We start from the raw sequence: 17,345 nt of genomic DNA, 5'->3' as shown, positions 1-17,345 counted from the left end.
GTTTCGCCTTAATAAATCAGATCAAGGAAATCCTCTTTCGTAATGTTCCCAAAGTAATGCTTGAGATTCACACCTTCCAGCACATCAGCAATGGCGCTGCGTTCATATTGTTTTCCGACCAGCAGGTTTTCAATTTCAGATACATCACCGACACCGAAGAAATCTCCGAAGATTTTGCAATCCTCAATTTTGCCTTTCTTGACTTCCAAGCGTAAATCAATTGACCCGATCGGATAACGTTTTGAATGATTAAGGTTAAATTTCGGTGAGCGGCCGTAGTTCCAATCCCAATTCTGATAGCGCTCTTTCGAAATTTGATGAATAACCTCCCAATCTTTTTCTGTCAGCTTATACTCCGGCACGTTTTGAATGTCATTTGTGTTGAAAATATGCCGAAGCAAATGGCTGCGGAATTCCTCCGTGGTCATTTTATCATCAAGAAACTCACTGATGTTTGCCACGCGGCTTCTGATTGATTTGATGCCTTTTGATTCAATTTTATCCTTTTTCACCTTTAATGCTGACACAACATGATCAATGGCAGAATCAAACATGAGGGTGCCATGGCTGAAAATGCGTCCTTTAGTCGAAAACTGGGCGTTTCCGGATATTTTCCGGCCACCCGCTATAATGTCGTTCCGGCCGCTCAATTCCGCTTCAACCCCGAGCTGATGTAACGCCTGAATCACCGGCTCAGTGAACTTTTTGAAGTTATGAAAGCTGTCCCCGTCGTCCTTTGTAATAAAGCTGAAGTTCAAATTCCCCAAGTCATGATACACAGCGCCTCCGCCTGATAAACGGCGGACGACGATAATCCCGTTTTCTTCTACATATTTTGTATTGATTTCTTCTATTGTATTTTGGTTTTTGCCAATGATAATAGACGGCTGATTCACATAAAAGAGCAAGTATGGCTGTTCAGGGTCTAAATGCTTTACACAATACTCCTCGATAGCAAGATTGATCCGCGGATCATTGATATTTTGATTGTCAATAAATAACATGGTGCTCCTCCTTTATCCTTCCCACACAAAACCTGATGCTGCAATATTGACTTCGCCGTTAAAAACGGTTTTCACTTCTTTGCGAAGATTGTCATGAACGCCGAAGTGAGGCAAATGCGTCAGCAGCAGCTCTCCCACTTTCGCTTCTTTTGCAATTCGCCCGGCTTCCAGGCTGTTCATATGGCCTGCGCTTGTCCCGTCTTGATCGGCATAAAAATTGCATTCTGAGATCAATAAATCGGCTTTTTCCGAAAACGGAATAAATGAATCCTGATAGCTGGAATCTGCCGTATAAACGACAGTATGGCTGCCATCAGTAATCCGCATGGCATAGCACGTCACCGGGTGAATCGTTTTTAAAAAGGTGATCGTAAACGGACCGGCAATCAGCGGCTGATCCGGCTGATAGGCAATTCCTTTCGTATGTGTTTTATATGTAAGCTTTTGAAACTGTTCTAGATCAGCATCATGTCCGTAAATCGGGAGCGTATGCTCTCCTTTGCCGAGAAATGAACCGACCTGCTTGGCAAATTGCAGCGGTCCGATGTCTGCGATATGGTCATGGTGATAATGAGACAGAATGACCGCATCCAGCTTTTCCGCCGGTACATATCCCAACAGCTTCGATAATACGGCACTGCCGCAATCGATAAGCAACGAGTAATCACCTGACTGAAACAAATAACCCGACGTCGCTTCATTTGCGGCCGGAAAACCCCCATAGCATCCGATAACTGTAACTTTCATAATGTCCTCCTATCTTCTCAAGAAAATTGATCCTCCTTCAATATACCCATTTTTCTTAAAAAAAGCATGTTTTAAACATTGTATCAAAACAGTTATTGATTTTTTAAATCTGTTATATTACAATGAAGACACTACAAAGGGGAAAGAGGGATTGGTTATGCTTGGGAAAATCACTGAATTTTTTAGAAACCTGCCTTCGAAAAAGTGTGCGGAATGCGGAAAAAAGATAGAAGAGCAACATGAGTGTTATGGAAATACCTGCAATGACTGTATAAAAGTTAACGATTTATAATGAGTGTGAAAATCCCGCGCGTGATGCGCGGGATTTTCTTTTAATTCATAAAACTTTATTTCGAGATAATAGTCAGGTTGGGTCAAAGATCACTCGTTTTTAGCTAATTATGGTGATTTTAATTCTGATTTACAATATTATTTATTTTCTAAATATAATTTACTATAGACGAATTCATTTCTTATCTATTATAATTTGATCTAATAGTGAGATTAAATATATGTCAATTCATGATATATGTTGATACTTTGTTTTTTGGGAGGTAATCTATGAAAAGAATAAAGTTTGGATTAGCCACACAAATATTCGTTGGACTTATTCTAGGTGTTATTGTTGGCGTTATTTGGTACGGCAACCCAGCATTGCCTGCTTACCTGCAGCCAATCGGGGATCTCTTTTTACGCTTAATCAAAATGATAGTGATTCCTATTGTTGTCTCCAGCTTAATCATCGGTGTAGCCGGCGCAGGAAATGGAAAGCAAGTCGGTAAATTAGGCTTCAGAACGATTCTGTACTTCGAGATCATTACGACTTTTGCCATCATTCTCGGACTAGCACTTGCAAACATCTTCCATCCGGGTACAGGAGTTAATATACACGAAGCTCAAAAATCAGACATCAGTCAATATGTCGAAACTGAAAAAGAGCAAAGTAATAAAACAGTAGCTGAAACGTTCCTACATATTGTACCGACAAACTTCTTCCAATCCTTAGTCGAAGGAGATCTTCTTGCCATCATCTGCTTTACGGTGCTATTTGCATTGGGTATTTCTGCGATCGGTGAAAGAGGCAAGCCTGTATTAGCCTTTTTTGAAGGTGTGTCCCATGCCATGTTCCACGTTGTAAACCTCGTGATGAAAGTGGCTCCATTCGGTGTTTTCGCGCTTATCGGAGTGACTGTGTCTAAATTTGGACTCGGTTCTCTTCTTTCTCTCGGAAAGCTCGTCGGATTGGTGTATGTCGCACTTGCTTTCTTCTTGATTGTCGTGTTTGGAATTGTCGCAAAAATTGCCGGCATCAACATCTTCAAATTCCTTGCTTACATGAAGGACGAAATCTTACTGGCGTTCAGTACGTCCAGCTCTGAAACAGTTCTTCCTCGCATCATGGAAAAAATGGAGAAAATCGGTTGCCCGAAAGGCATTGTTTCATTTGTCATTCCAATCGGATATACGTTTAACTTAGACGGTTCCGTTCTCTATCAATCTATTGCCGCGCTGTTTTTGGCACAGGTATACGGTATTGATTTGACGATTTGGCACCAAATTACGCTTGTGCTCGTCCTAATGGTCACATCTAAAGGGATGGCTGCCGTGCCTGGTACTTCTTTTGTCGTCTTGCTTGCGACACTTGGCACGATCGGCGTTCCGGCTGAAGGACTTGCCTTTATTGCCGGCGTAGACCGCATCATGGACATGGCACGTACAGTTGTCAACCTGACTGGTAACGCGCTTGCTGCCGTTGTGATGTCTAAATGGGAAGGCATGTTTAATCCTGCGAAAGCAGAAGCCGTCATGTCCCAAGCCAAAGCAGACCAAAACGCAACCATTTCCGGTTAATGAAAAGCCTGCGGGGTTCTTGCCCCGCAGGCTTTTTTAATCATGAACAAGCTCAAACAGCTCTGTAATCAAAACTGTATCCTCATTCAGCTCTAATTCACCGTTTTTGATCAGTTCCGCCCATGCCATCCGGTGGTCTTCCTGAAATTTCTCAATTCGATCTCCATTGCCCTCTCCTTTGACTAACCTCATATCAGGTGCTCCAAAGGTCGTTTCAAACACATCTGTCACTTTTATATTGCATCTCGGATTGTCATGCTTATCATAAACGGTAACAAGCTGCCCCGCCGTTTGATACACTTCACTCAATTCATCTTTTGAATATAAAGATTTCGGGGCGCACGTGGCTGTTTTTTCTCCGGCGAGGATTTGCTGAATCAGCTGTTCTCCTAAGCCGCCATCTCCCTCCCAGCCGAATGTGCTTTTCATCTCATAAATGTTCATTCGCCTTTCTCCTCTGCCATCGGTGACTGTACATAATAGTACAGAAGCTTGGCTGTATGGCGAAGAGATGATTGATGAGTGCGTTCAAATGCATGCGAAGCGTCAATTCCCGGCCCGACGAGGCCATGAACAATATCATGCCCGGATTTGATCGCTGCTGACGCATCCGACCCATAGTATGGATAAATATCAAGCTTATAGTCGATATGATGCTTCTCGGCTAAATGGACTAAATGCTTTCTCAGCTGATAATGATACGGCCCGCTTGCATCCTTCACACAGATGGATACTGTATATTCATCTGTCGCCTGCCCGTCACCGATTGCCCCCATGTCGACCGCCAAATATTCGACTGTTTCAGGAGGAATATTCGAGTTCCCGCCGTATCCGATTTCTTCATTATTTGAAATAAGAAAATGAGTTGTATACGGAAGTTCAATTTCTTCTGTTTGAATTTGATGTATTAAGCGCAGCAATAAGGCGACGCTTGCTTTGTCATCCAAGTGGCGTGATTTAATAAATCCGCTTGATGTGATCTCGGCACGGGGATCAAACGATACAAAATCTCCGACGCCAATGCCAAGCTCTTCCGTATCTTTCCGGCAGTGAACAGGTTCATCAAGGCGGATCTCCATATTCTCTTGATTCCGCTCAGCTTTTCCCGCGTCTTTGTATACGTGCACGGATGTTTGATGCATTAAAATGGTTCCTGTATACGTTTTTCCCGATGCGGTTTCAATTTGGCAATATTCCCCTTCAATCGAGTTGTAACGGAAGCCGCCGATCAAATCGATTTTCAGCCGGCCGTCAGCTTTAATTTCTTTCACCATAGCGCCGAGCGTGTCAACGTGTGCCGTCAGCATGCGATGCCGGGATGTGTCGCGTCCGTGGAGCGTTGCAATTAAGCCGCCCTTATGGTTCCGAACCGTTTCTACCTTCCATTCTTTTAAAAGGCTTTCAATATAATTGATCACCTCATATGTATTTCCTGTCGGGCTTGGGATTGATACAAGTTCTTTAATGAGCTCCATTGTTTTACGTACGGACGTCATAGGACATTCCTCCTTTTATTTTTCTATTTAAAATATACTCTTTTCCCGAGGGACCCGTCCAATCTTTTCCTATCAGACTCTCATATGCTGTAGAGAGCATGGGAAGAGGAGGGATATCTATGTGCTGTCGTCATTCACATGAACGGAAACATCACTGTCACGATTGGTTCGATGAGTTTTGGTTCTTTGACGAGTGGTTCGATAAAGATTTCCATTGCAAAAAAAAGAAAGAATGCCATGACCCTTGCGAGAAGAAGAAAAAGAAACACCATTGTTTCTCTTGTAAAAAACACAGATGCTCTTGCTGTCATTGCTAAAGACTGAATCAGAAATATTCTGATGACCCATGCTTTATGAATATTTCCATTCACATTTTTCCAAGCGGGCTGTACTGCTGCTTGGACTTTTTATTGAAACAGCCTATTTGCTTTTACAATCCAATAGACTGATACGGCCGCTATGAGAGCAACAACGATTTCAACAACAGCAGCATGTTCTATTATTCTTTTTTGGTATAAAACCGCCGGTACATTAAAGAGCGCATGTAAAAGGATAGAGTACAGCAAAAACTGCGGCCGGCGGTTTTTAACCGCATACAGGACAAGCAGGGACAGCCCGATTTGGACAGCAATGGCACTGATTCTTTCTATTCCGCCCAGCAGCCATTCATACGAAGGCGTATGCAGCAGCTGTTCCTGAATCGGCAGAAGCGCCTGTCTGATATCGTCATTGATTAAAAGCTGTTCAAATGTTCCGCTATTGACCGCAAATGCGTATACAATAAGAGAGATAGAGGACAAGCCTGTTATCAGTATAGCCTCAAGCCCGCCATGGCCTGCCCCAAAAGCCAGTCCATCCGCCCAAGCATGATGGCGCTTCATAAAAAACCGCATCATGATATACCTTCCGCATTCCTCAAAAATCCCGGCCATCAAGCAGCCGTAAATGCCATACCACAATGGATTCTGCATGGCTTCTTTCGTCATTTCATTTACTTGCAGCACATAAACATGAACGCCGCCCTCCAACAGCTGGGCAAAGACAAAAAACGTGAGAGCGCCAATAAAGAACACCTTAAGCGAGGCGCCATACTTACGCTTAAACCATACAATCAGCCCGATTGGCAATAAAAACGCAATAGCCCCTGATACCGCCATAAAGACTACCGCTCCTTGACTGACCATTTTTCAGCCTCCTTTTTCTATTTCATAGATTCTCTATTTCACATTTTCTCTTTTTTTGCGAAAAACCCTCTTTTTTAGTACCAGATACTAATATCTAGTGTTATAATCTGATCACAAGGAGTGATTCATATGTCAAAAGCGAAAATTACAGCTATCGGCACCTATGCGCCGAGCAGATGCTTAACCAATGCTGATTTAGAAAAGATTGTTGATACGTCTGATGAATGGATTGTTCAGCGCACAGGAATGAGAGAACGCCGGATAGCGGATGAACAGCAGTTCACCTCTGATTTATGCATCGAAGCGATAAAGGATCTCAAGAGCCGTTATGGAGGGTCACTTGATGATGTCGATATGATCCTTGTTGCCACAACAACATCCGATTATGCCTTTCCGAGTACGGCATGCCGCGTGCAGGAATATTTCGGCTGGGAAAACACAGGCGCTCTGGATATTAATGCGACGTGTGCCGGGCTGACATACGGCCTTCATTTGGCTAATGGATTGATCACATCTGGCCTCCATCAAAAAATTCTCGTCATCGCCGGAGAGACATTGTCAAAAGTTACGGATTATACCGATCGAACGACATGCGTGCTGTTCGGTGACGCTGCGGGGGCGCTGTTAGTTGAACGAGATGAAGAGACGCCTGGATTTCTTGCGTCTGTCCAAGGAACAAGCGGGAACAGCGGAGATATTTTGTACCGTGCCGGGCTGCGGAATGAACTAAATGGGGTTACCCTTGCTGATTCCGGTAAAATGGTTCAAAATGGCCGTGAAGTGTATAAATGGGCAGTGAGAACCGTCCCCCGCGAATTTGAACGCCTTTTGCAACAGGCAGGGCTGACAAACGGCGAGCTCGATTGGTTTGTCCCTCACAGTGCCAACTTGCGCATGATCGAATCGATATGTGAAAAAACACCGTTCCCGATTGAAAAAACGCTCACCAGTGTCGAATATTATGGAAACACGTCTTCTGTTTCGATTGTTTTGGCACTTGATCTCGCAGTCAAAGCCGGGAAGCTGAGAAAAGATCAAATCGTGATGCTGTTTGGGTTTGGCGGCGGATTAACCTATACAGGATTGCTTGTTAAATGGGGAATGTAACAAAAAAAAAGAACTTGTTTCCAAGGAAACAAGTTCTTTTTCATTATGAAGCCGGCTGTTCTTCCGATGTTTCTTCCTTCCGGCTTAGCATCATAAAGTAAATAATGCTCAGCAATATCATAAAGAGGGCGATGCCGATTAAGACGCCGGCCATCTGCCACATGTAGCCAAAATCGCCGTTTGAAATGACCGCTCTGAATCCGTTAATGCTGTAGGTCATCGGCAATGCGCCGTGGATGACTTGATAGAAATTCGGAAGCAATTCCAGCGGGAATGTTCCTCCGCTCGCTCCCAGCTGCAGCACTAAAATAATGACTGCGATAAACCGTCCCGGATTGCCCATCGTTGTGGCCAAAAATTGAATCATCGCCAGGAAAGCAAGACTCGTAATGATCGTAAACACGTAAAATCTCCACGTGCTCTCAACCTCGAGACCGATTCCCAGAAGAAGAACCGTCGCCACAATCAGCGATTGAATGATTCCAACAAGCATCATGACATTGAACTTACTGAAGAACCACTCAAAACCGTTTCTCGGACGTCCTGACGCTTCCTTCAGCGGAAAGACAACCGTCAGCATGATGCCGCCGACATACAAGCCCATTGACAGGATATAAGGTGTCAGCCCTGTTCCATAGTTAGGAACGGAATGAATGGCGTCATCATTCGTTTTAACAGGATCGGCAAACATGCCGTATGTTTGATCGTCAGCATCGATATCTCCTGTTTGATCTGCCGCGTCCTTCAGCTTACTAGACAGCTCTCCTGTGCCGTCCAATAGCTTGCCTAAACCTGTATCAAGTGATTCAGATCCATCTGCAAGTTTTGATGATCCGCTTTGGACCTTTTTAGACCCGTCTAACAGTTTCAGTAAGCCGCCGGATACTTGGCTGCTTCCTGTCACCAATTGCTCTGAGCCTGCTTTTGCTTTTGCGAACTGCTTATTATATTCACCGATACCGGCTGTCAATTTATTTTGGCCATCTGTCACTTGCTGTGACGCATTGTATATTTTCTCAGATCCAGCAGTTAATTTGTCAATCGCATCTTGAGTGGCTTTTGCGCCGTTATAAAGCTTAGAGGTAGCTTCCGGTAATGCCTTCACCTGTGCAACCTCTGCTTTCACATCTTCCAATGAGCTTTTTATCGTTGCAATGTCAGGCAGCTGATCAGCAGCAGGAAGCTGGCTTAACATTTGATCAAAATCAGGCGCATCAACTTGCGGAAGCTTCTTTTCAACAGAATTGATCAGCTGGCTTTTTTGCTCCGCTGTTAAGAAATCACTCGAATTGATGAGATTTTTAAATGCCTGATCACGGTTTTTCAAACTGTTTTCAAAGTCAGTCAGCTGCTTTTGGAATTCCTTCATCGCAGTTTCTGATTTTTCCAGGTTGTTCACAGCTGTTTCAAGCTTCGATAAATCGAGCGCATTGATGAGCTTTTCCGCTTTTGCTGCTTTCTCAGAACCTTCTTGGGCTTTACTGTTGAGCTGATCCAGCCCGTTTGTAATTTTAGGCAAGCCCTGCTGTACTTTTTGAAGGCCGGCATTCAGTTCATTCAGCTTGCCCGTTATCTTGCCTGATCCTGCCGCAAGCTTGTTAGAATTATCATAAATCTGATTGCTGCTGTCCTGGAATTTTCCAAGCGAGCTGTCAAGTGATTGGATGCCGCTCGTTACCTGTGCCGCTCCATCTGCAAGCTGCGCCGTTTTGTCACTGATGGTGGCGGTGCTTTCCTTCAGCTTCGCCAAATTTTCTTTCAGCTGGGCGCTTCCGTTTTTCGCATCCTTCGTGCCGTCATCAATTTTTTTCGCGCCAGTGCTCGCGTCGCTCAAACCCTTGGCGATATCTTTAAAGTTATCAAAAATGACTTTCGTATATTGCTCGGTCACTTCTTTAGAAACAGAGGCTTTCAGTTTATCGATCGCTTTTTCACCGATCGTTGCCCCTACATAGTTGGATCCGGCATTTGTATGGTATTTCAGATCCAGCTTTTTCGGATTTTTGTCCAATACCGTGCTGGCATTCTTAGAAAAATCCTCGGGAATCTCGACAACCAAATAGTATTTTTGATTTAATAAGTCCTTTAACGATTGGTCGAGATCACTGGAAAAATGCCAATCAAAGTTGTTATTATCCTTTAATTCTTTGACCAGATCATCACCGATTTGGAGTTTTTCTCCTTCATAGGTTGCTCCTTTGTCTTTGTTGACGACAACGACAGGGAGCTGGTCAACTGTGCCGTATGGGTCCCAATAAGCCTTTAAGAACACGCCGCTGTAAATAAGCGGGACAAACAAAATGGCAATGATGGGAATTAATAATGTTTTACTCGTTACGATGTCTTTCCACTGACTTCGTATTGTGTTCATCCTGATGCCTCCATTCTAAAACTGACTCATCATGAAAAATGGTCATTTTCTTACAAAAAGAAAGGATTATCTAGTTAGCTGACAATCCTTTGACAACATACAATTCAAGCAGTTCCGCAATTGTCTGTTTATCAAGCGGGGGATGCTGTTTTTCCCAATCAAAAATGAGTGCGATATAAAGCTTCAGCATCACGAAAGCTGTCAGCTCAGGGTCGCACGGCTTGATTGCGCCGCTTTCGATTCCGTCCTCAATCTTATCTTTCATATAAGATAGAAGACCACGCTCCATTTTTTGGATGACGTCCTGAACGGCCATTGTACCAATTTCAGCATTTTCTTGGAAAATCTTAATCGTCAGCTGATGTGTTTTCCTGAACTCGAGAATGGCAAACAGCGCTCTGTGCACATTTTCATGGAAAGGAAGGTTCGGCTCCATCGCTTCGTCCGCTTTCTGCTTCATTTCCTTTAATAAAGTTGTGAAAATCTCGTCAAACAGCTCTTCTTTGTTTTTGAAAAAAGTATAAATAGTTCCCTTCCCCACGTTCGCAAGCTTTGCCACAAGTTCCATTGTCGTCGCTTTATATCCGAACTGCGTGAAAGACTTTGTGGCAGCCTCCAAAATGAGCTTTTTTCGATCTATTGACATTGTATATCACCTCAAAACTGACCGTTTGAACATTTTAGTCATTAAGTACATATGCAAATGTATCATAATCCATTGATCAATTCAATCATTTTTTACAATTCCACACCAAAAAAACCTCCGCCATAGCGGAGGTTTTCAGCTGAATAAATAGGTAAGCGCGTCAGACACGGCTGCTTTTCCTTGATCGATGCAGTCGGGAATTCCGACACCTTCAAAAGAAGCGCCTGTCATGTAGACACCCGGATACGCGGAGGCCAGTGCTTCGCGCAGCTCTTTGATGCGCTGCTTATGGCCGACATGGTACTGCGGCATGCTTTCATGCCAGCGGGTGACACATGCCATTTCCGGCTCCCCGTTTATGTTCATGACTTTCTTTAAGTCTTCTAACACAATATTGATAATGTCGTTATCTGAGAGATCGACAATCGATTCGTCTCCGGCTTTTCCGACATATGCCCGAAGCAGCGTTTTCCCTTCCGGCGCTGCGTGCGGCCATTTTTTGTTCGTCCACGTACAGGCTGTGATCGCGAAATCACTGTTTCTTGAGATCACAAAGCCCGTGCCCTCATGCTCCATTTGGACGGCGCCTTCAGGGAAGCCCAAGGCGACATTTGCCACGGATGTGGAGTGCATATTTTTCAAATGAGAAATGGCAGGAAGCTCTGAAAGCATTCCAGCAGCCGCTTTATGCGGAGCAGTCACAATCACTGAATCAGCACCAAGTGTGACGCCGTTATCCAGCTCGAGTGAGTAGCCAGCGCCGCCGCGGCTGATCTTGGTCACTTTTGTCCCTTTGTATATCTTCGTCAGCTTTAATTGCTTTTCGATCTCTTCGACAAGAGTCTGCAAACCGGTTGACAGGGTCTGGAACTGCCCTTGCTTTTTAGCCGTCACCTGCTGGCCGGCGCCTTGAGGCCTTGTTTTTTTCATGCCGAGAATTAAACTTCTGTGCTTTTGTTCCGTCTGGTAAAATTGCGGAAAAGTCGACATTAGACTGAGCTTGTCAATGTCGCCAGCGTAGATGCCTGATAGAAGCGGCTCGATTAAATTCTCAACCACTTCATCTCCGACACGTCTGCGGAAAAATTCTCCCAATGACTGGTCGTCTTTTGATTTGCTTGCAGGCAGGATGAAATCCATAGCGGCTCTTGCCTTCCCAGACAGAGAAAACAGACCGGTTGAAACGAACGGCGCGATTTTTGTCGGTATCCCCATTACGGCGCCTTTCGGCATTGGATGCAGGGTGCGGTTTACAAGCACATAGGATTGTCCTGTCGCATTGTTGACAAGTAAATGTTCAAGGCCTAAGTCTTTGACAAGCTCCGGAGCGCTTTTCTTCCGCTCCAAAAATGAATCAGGCCCTCTTTCGATGATATAGCCGTCTTTCTTGACAGTTTGGATTTTCCCGCCGACTCTCGGACTTGCCTCAACAAGCGTCAGCTCAAGCGGCAGATCTTTTTCTTTGATTTCTTTTTCCATATAGAAGGCGGCGGCTAAACCGGTAATGCCGCCGCCGATGATGACTACATGTTTTTTGCCGTCACTCATGTTCATCGCCTTCTTTAACGTCCTAATTTTTTTAATACAACTGTTGCTAATGCATCAATAAATTCCGGCTTTGCATTCGGCATTTCCGGGCGGTAGTAGCTTGCGCCGATATCGTCAGTGACCACTTTGCATTCATAATCATTATCGTAAAGCACTTCTAAATGATCCGCTACAAATCCGACAGGGACATATACAAATGCCTGATAGCCTTTTTGTTCGAATAAATCACGTGTTAAATCCTGTACATCGGGTCCGAGCCAAGGATCAGGCGTGTTCCCTTCGCTTTGCCAGCCGACAGCATATTCGGAAACGCCTGCGCCTTCAGCAATCAATTTCGCCGATTCATGAAGCTGGTCCGGGTACGGGTCTCCAAATTCTTTGATTTTTTCCGGCAGACTGTGGGCGGATACGATGAGCATCGCCTTTTCTCTTTCATCCTCCGTCATTGAGGCATATGTTTCCTTCACTCGGTCAACCCAGTATTTCACGAACTTCGGTTCATCGTACCAGCTTTCAACAGACGTAATCGTTAAGCCGCCAAGTTTTTCAGCCTCTTCTTTGGCACGTTTGTTGTAGGACTGCACGCTGAATGTGGAGAAATGCGGTGCCAGCACGATGCTGACTGCTTCTGTGATGCCGTCCTTATGCATCTCTGCCACAGCGTCTTCAATAAACGGCTCGATGTGCTTCAGACCGATATACGCTTTAAATGTAATCTCGTCCTGAATCTCATTTAAGTGCTGTTCAAGCTTGTGCGCTTGCTCTTCTGTGATTTTGGCAAGCGGTGAAATGCCGCCAATTGCTTCGTATCTGTCTTTCAAATCTTGAAGCATTTCAGGCTCAGGCTTTCTGCCTCTTCTGATATGTGTATAATAACGCTCGATATCTTCTTCTTTATAAGGCGTGCCGTACGCCATAACGAGAAGCCCCATTTTCTTTCTACCCACTGTTTACACCCTCTTTAATGATCTGATACAAACATTTTGACAGGATATCATCATGATACCAAAAGATATGCTTAGGAATATTGACCCGTTTTTTTGTTTTGTGAATATTTATGGACAAATGCTGTCAGTTTTTTCAAAACCTCAGGACTGACGTCAGGAAATACCCCATGTCCAAGGTTAAAAATGAAACCGTCCGATTTCAGGCCCTGATCCAGTATATCCGCCGTTTTTTTCTCAATGACTTCCCAAGGCGCCAGCAAAATGGCCGGGTCCAGATTGCCCTGCACTGTTTTGGCGATGCCTTTTGATCTGGCCTCCTCAATGCCGAGTCTCCAATCGAGCCCGACAACATCGAGGGGAAGGTCATGCCACTCACCTGCCAGATGGCTTGCGCCGACACCAAACATGATCAGCGGCACATCCTCCTGTGCAAGCTCTGTAAAAATCCGGTTCATCACGGGTTTGATGTATGTTCTGTAGTCCGCCTGATTCAGCGCGCCGACCCACGAATCAAAGATTTGAATCGCTTTTGCGCCTGCTTTAATTTGCGCTTTTACGTATACGATAATCATGTCGGCAAGCTTATGCATCAAAAGGTCCCATGCATCCGGCATGCTGTACATGAAGGCTTTTGTTTTATTGTAGTTTTTCGAAGGACCGCCTTCGATCATGTAGCTGGCAAGCGTAAAAGGCGCACCTGAGAAACCGATGAGCGGGACGTTGAGCTGCTCATTGACAAGCAGTTTAATCGTCTCTAGCACGTACGGCACGTCCCGTTCCGGATCAATCTGTCCGAGTTTTTCAATGTCCGCCAGAGACCGGATCGGCTGATCAATCACAGGCCCGATCCCGTTTTTGATTTCAACATCCACTCCGATTGAAGGCAGCGGGGTCATGATATCTTTATAAAGGATTGCAGCATCGACTCCGTATTGCTCAACCGGAAGTCTTGTGACATAAGCACATAGTTCGGGCTGATGGGTAATCTCGAACAATCCGTACTTTTCCTTCAGCTTACGGTATTCCGGCTGTGAGCGCCCAGCTTGTCTCATGTACCATACAGGCGTGTGATCCGCTTTTTCTCCCCGTGCAGCTTTTAAAAACGTCTCGTTAAACGTTTCTTGTTTACTCATCTGATTTCCACCTTTCATACTGCAACCATACGTTCGTGTTTCTTGACCATTACACTATACCTCGTTTTGGGCAAATGGTATAGAAATGAGGCTCAATGTTCAAAAAATCGCCGAATTCCATTAAGAGGAAAACAATTTCGGCTGAACGTAATCGGTTCCTTCCCCTTCTCTTTTTGTCTGTGTATTATAAGGCACAACTTTATAAGAAGCGCCTGAAAACAAGTTGGCATAAGGGATTTCATAGCTGTCTTTTCCTTCGACTGAATCAAGGAGCGACTCCTTGCCATCCTTATTTACATAAATTCTGTATACGGTCCGATCATCCTCTTGAGCATCCCAGTTTAATTCAATGGTAAACAGCCCCGCTGCTTTAAATGTGTAATCTGCTGCCAGCGTTTTGACCGGCTCCAGCTTAATCGGGCTTTCCAGTTCTTTGACGTTTTTAGGCTTCGTAAACACATCACCGGTTTCTCCAGCCTGTGTCAAAATATCTTTAAACAGTCTCGTCGAATACGCGCTGCCGCCTTTTAAATAATGGTTTTGGTCTGTTTTATCATAGCCCATCCAGACAGCCCCGGTTATTTTCGGCGTATAGCCGGCAAACCAAGCATCCTTTGTCGCGCCGGAGACGCCTGTATAAGAAGTAGAGCCGGTTTTTCCCGCCAGATCGCCGTGATAAGTTCCTGACACGGCCGTTCCCTTTTTGACCACCTGCTGCAGCATTCTCGTCATATTCCAAGACGTCTGCTTGCTGAATACCCGTTTTCCTTCTTCTTTATGGCCAGCTATTGTTTCTCCGTCTTCATCCTCTATGCTGGAAATAAAGAACGGTTCAGTATACATTCCATTCGCGGCAAACGTATGAAACGCGCCTGCAAGCCGGAGCGGGGAAACGCCTTTTTCCAAACCGCCGAGAGCGAGGGCAAGGCCTTCATCAGGGATATCGATGCCGTTTGCTTTCAAATAAGATTTTCCTGTTTCGACGCCGATCTCATTCAGCGTCCAGACAGCCGGTGCGTTTTTGCTGTACGTAATGGCGTCAGACATGGTCACTTCGCCCTCATACTGGCTGTCATAGTTTTTCGGTGTATAATCTCCGTAGGATTGCAGCTCATCCTTCAATAGAGAATATGGTTTAAATTTCTTTTCCTGCATCGCCGGCCCGTATACCGCAAGCGGCTTCAATGTGGAACCCGGCTGGCGGGCAGCTGTGACGCGGTTGTATCCTTTGGATGTGTATTCTCTTCCGCCGATCGCCGCTTCCACACCGCCTGTCTTGTTATTGATAAAGACGGCGCTTCCTTCAGCATTCTGGTCTGTTCCGGGATAGTAGCTTCCCTGCTTCATCACCTGATAAGCCGTCTTCTGAAGCTTAGAATCAAGCGGAACCTTGATCGTGTATCCGCCTTGAAGAAGCTGCTCTCCGGAAATCGAGTACTTGTCTTCCGCCTCTTCAATCACAAGATCAATATAGCTGTCAAACCAAGGTGTTTCCGACTGTTTCTTCACGTTCAGACCGAGCGTCCTCCCCTGCGCGCTGACAGCCTCTTTCGCACTGATGTAGCCTTGGTCATTCATCATGCCGAGAATCGTATCACGCCGCTCCTTACTTTTATCAGGATGCAAAACAGGAGAATACGTAGAAGGCGCCTTCGGAATAGCGGCCAAAACCGCGCCTTCGGATACAGTTAAATCTTTTACTTCCTTATTAAAATAATAGTGGGACGCCGCTTGTATGCCGTAGACCCCATGCCCGAAGTAAAGCTGGTTCAAATACATTTCCAGCAGCTTGTCCTTGCTGTAATCCCGTTCAAGATTAATCGCAATGATCACTTCTTTTGTTTTTCTTAAAAACGTTTTGTCGTGTGTCAGAAAAATATTTTTGGCAAGTTGCTGGGTGATCGTGCTTCCGCCTTCCACCTTTCCACCTGCTAATATATCGCGGTATACCGCCCTTCCGACAGATTTCGCATCAATGCCGTGATGCTCATAGAACCTTTTATCCTCAACAGCGATAAACGCTTCTCTGACCCGCTCCGGAATCTCATTAATCGAGACCGGCTCACGATTTTCTGTATACAGGCTGGCAACCTCCACTCCGTCTTGATCGACAATTTTTGAAGAGGCATGAAGAATCAGCTTCTTTTCATCTATGACATAATGCCCGAGAAAAATAATTGAAATATATCCTATTAAAGCGAGAAAAGCAGTTAACACTAAAATAATGATGGGTATAAATAGTTTCTTTTTCTTCACCTTAAACATAAACTCACCTCGCCTTTCTAAAGGTAGTATGGGAAAAATTGTTTGGAATTATGTTTGAAGCACTCGCCAATAGAAACTTATACCATTGTTTTGATATACTAGCAAGCAGGAGGTGGCTGATATGAATGTTTATATTACATATGGGACAGCCGATTTTTTAAAAACGCTCGTAAAGAAGCATCCGTCGGAAAATATCCTTTTGATGCAGGGCCAGGAAAACGCGATTTTGATCCACGAAACAAGCGGAGATACCGTTTTTCAGGCACCCCATGCTTATGAAGCGATTGACCAAGCCGGCGAGATGAAGAATCCCGGTTTTGCCGTCTTGAACAATATTGCCGTCACTCAGGAAGGACGTCCGCTGTTTGAAAACAGATTCAAAAACAGAGCGGGAAAAGTAGAAAACGAGCCCGGTTTTGAAGCAATTCGTGTGCTCCGCCCGCTTGACAGTGATACGTACGTCATTTTGACCTTGTGGGAAACGGAAAGAGCCTTTCAAGACTGGCAGCAGTCAGGTTCATACAAAGAAGCCCACAAAAAACGCGGCACGTCTGCCGGAATTGACACCACGTCGATCTTCTCCCGGCCTTCGTATGTCACCACATATTCCGCTGTCGAATAGCTGCCGGCATCTCCGGCAGCTTATTTATCGGGGGGAAAGCAAAATGAAGTACACTTGCCCAGTCTGCGGGTTTAAGGGACTGACTGAACCGGCATATGATAAGCAAGGGAATCATTCTTATGAAATTTGTCCGTGCTGCGGTTTTCAGTTTGGATTTGATGATTACGAGATGCGGCGCGAGGATGGTTCATTTTTAAAACCATCGGAAAGCATCATCGCCTACAGAAAAAACTGGCTGGCTGATGGCGCCGTTATTTTTTCTCCTGAATGCTTCCCTGAGCATCAGCAGAAAGCGAATAGAGTGTTAAAGCAGCATTTGCTTGAGCAGCTCAAACAGATCAATGTTCATCTTCTTCTATCATAACCCTGCCTTCTGTCCCCGCACCTTCCGCCTGCCTATGAATAATCTGTAGGAAGCGGAAGG

At 45.0% G+C, this 17,345-nt stretch carries 16 protein-coding genes and 1 pseudogene; 6 read left to right on the top strand and 11 right to left on the bottom strand.

Features of this window, described 5'->3' with window-relative positions; translation table 11 throughout:
* Positions 1 to 8: 8 nt before the first annotated feature.
* Together lplJ and ACY3LV_RS15300 are read right to left on the bottom strand one after the other, a co-directional pair.
* Positions 9 to 1,004, bottom strand: a complete 996-nt coding sequence (gene lplJ, locus ACY3LV_RS15305) for a lipoate--protein ligase LplJ (protein ID WP_148964185.1) — start codon at positions 1,002 to 1,004, stop codon at positions 9 to 11.
* A 12-nt stretch (positions 1,005 to 1,016) separates the two neighbouring features.
* On the bottom strand, positions 1,017 to 1,751 hold the full coding sequence (locus ACY3LV_RS15300) for an MBL fold metallo-hydrolase (protein WP_464864098.1): 735 nt from the start codon (positions 1,749 to 1,751) through the stop codon (positions 1,017 to 1,019).
* 157 nt (positions 1,752 to 1,908) lie between these two features.
* On the opposite strand from ACY3LV_RS15300, the gene yhfH reads away from it, so the two are divergent.
* Complete coding sequence (yhfH, locus tag ACY3LV_RS15295; protein WP_333561974.1) at positions 1,909 to 2,043, top strand: protein YhfH; 135 nt, start codon at positions 1,909 to 1,911, stop codon at positions 2,041 to 2,043.
* Positions 2,044 to 2,312: 269 nt separating this feature from the next.
* On the top strand, positions 2,313 to 3,602 hold the full coding sequence (gltT, locus tag ACY3LV_RS15290; RefSeq protein WP_148964182.1) for a glutamate/proton symporter GltT: 1,290 nt from the start codon (positions 2,313 to 2,315) through the stop codon (positions 3,600 to 3,602).
* A 36-nt stretch (positions 3,603 to 3,638) separates the two neighbouring features.
* Here the strand turns inward: gltT and ACY3LV_RS15285 are convergent, their stop codons facing one another.
* A complete protein-coding gene (locus ACY3LV_RS15285; protein WP_148964181.1) occupies positions 3,639 to 4,046 on the bottom strand; it encodes an ASCH domain-containing protein in 408 nt (135 codons plus the stop codon).
* Positions 4,043 to 5,098: a M42 family metallopeptidase gene (locus ACY3LV_RS15280; protein ID WP_148964180.1), complete on the bottom strand. Its 1,056-nt coding sequence runs from the start codon at positions 5,096 to 5,098 to the stop codon at positions 4,043 to 4,045. Before ACY3LV_RS15280 ends, ACY3LV_RS15285 begins: the two co-directional genes overlap by 4 nt.
* Before the next feature lie 138 nt (positions 5,099 to 5,236).
* Between ACY3LV_RS15280 and ACY3LV_RS15275 the strand changes: the two genes are divergently transcribed.
* Entirely contained in the window at positions 5,237 to 5,422 is a 186-nt protein-coding gene (locus tag ACY3LV_RS15275; RefSeq protein WP_148964179.1) for a hypothetical protein, read from the top strand.
* An 83-nt stretch (positions 5,423 to 5,505) separates the two neighbouring features.
* On the opposite strand, the gene ACY3LV_RS15270 is transcribed toward ACY3LV_RS15275, so the two are convergent.
* Entirely contained in the window at positions 5,506 to 6,282 is a 777-nt protein-coding gene (locus ACY3LV_RS15270; RefSeq protein WP_148964178.1) for a YhfC family intramembrane metalloprotease, read from the bottom strand.
* Between the two features lie 129 nt (positions 6,283 to 6,411).
* Here ACY3LV_RS15270 and fabHB point away from each other — a divergent pair, with 129 nt between their 5' ends.
* A complete protein-coding gene (fabHB, locus tag ACY3LV_RS15265) occupies positions 6,412 to 7,389 on the top strand; it encodes a beta-ketoacyl-ACP synthase III FabHB (protein WP_464864096.1) in 978 nt (325 codons plus the stop codon).
* A 43-nt stretch (positions 7,390 to 7,432) separates the two neighbouring features.
* Here the strand turns inward: fabHB and ACY3LV_RS15260 are convergent, their stop codons facing one another.
* The 6 genes from ACY3LV_RS15260 to ACY3LV_RS15235 all read right to left on the bottom strand — a co-directional run bounded on the left by ACY3LV_RS15260 (position 7,433) and on the right by ACY3LV_RS15235 (position 16,299).
* The gene (locus ACY3LV_RS15260; protein ID WP_464864095.1) at positions 7,433 to 9,760 is read right to left on the bottom strand and encodes a YhgE/Pip family protein; all 2,328 of its coding nucleotides are present in this window, start codon (positions 9,758 to 9,760) and stop codon (positions 7,433 to 7,435) included.
* A 70-nt stretch (positions 9,761 to 9,830) separates the two neighbouring features.
* Positions 9,831 to 10,406, bottom strand: a complete 576-nt coding sequence (locus ACY3LV_RS15255) for a TetR/AcrR family transcriptional regulator (RefSeq protein ID WP_148964175.1) — start codon at positions 10,404 to 10,406, stop codon at positions 9,831 to 9,833.
* 135 nt (positions 10,407 to 10,541) lie between these two features.
* Positions 10,542 to 11,954, bottom strand: coding sequence for a protoporphyrinogen oxidase (gene hemY, locus ACY3LV_RS15250; RefSeq protein ID WP_333518292.1), 1,413 nt, complete (start codon positions 11,952 to 11,954; stop codon positions 10,542 to 10,544).
* Between the two features lie 14 nt (positions 11,955 to 11,968).
* Entirely contained in the window at positions 11,969 to 12,901 is a 933-nt protein-coding gene (hemH, locus tag ACY3LV_RS15245; protein ID WP_464864094.1) for a ferrochelatase, read from the bottom strand.
* Positions 12,902 to 12,972: 71 nt separating this feature from the next.
* Positions 12,973 to 14,034 carry a uroporphyrinogen decarboxylase gene (gene hemE, locus ACY3LV_RS15240; RefSeq protein ID WP_148964172.1) on the bottom strand — a complete coding sequence of 354 codons (1,062 nt, stop codon included), beginning with the start codon at positions 14,032 to 14,034 and terminating at the stop codon, positions 12,973 to 12,975.
* Between the two features lie 120 nt (positions 14,035 to 14,154).
* Complete coding sequence (locus ACY3LV_RS15235; protein ID WP_464864093.1) at positions 14,155 to 16,299, bottom strand: transglycosylase domain-containing protein; 2,145 nt, start codon at positions 16,297 to 16,299, stop codon at positions 14,155 to 14,157.
* 121 nt (positions 16,300 to 16,420) lie between these two features.
* On the opposite strand from ACY3LV_RS15235, the gene hmoB reads away from it, so the two are divergent.
* Together hmoB and ACY3LV_RS15225 are read left to right on the top strand one after the other, a co-directional pair.
* Positions 16,421 to 16,921 (top strand): heme-degrading oxygenase HmoB, encoded by a 501-nt coding sequence (hmoB, locus tag ACY3LV_RS15230; RefSeq protein WP_333561983.1) that lies wholly within the window; start codon positions 16,421 to 16,423, stop codon positions 16,919 to 16,921.
* Positions 16,922 to 16,964: 43 nt separating this feature from the next.
* A pseudogene (locus ACY3LV_RS15225) lies at positions 16,965 to 17,285 on the top strand (hypothetical protein).
* The last annotated feature ends 60 nt before the right edge of the window (positions 17,286 to 17,345 follow it).

The sequence above is a fragment of the Bacillus sp. 11C genome (assembly GCF_055486375.1).
Note: the sequence above shows the minus strand (reverse complement) of the source record. Positions and strands in the feature narration are given on the sequence as shown.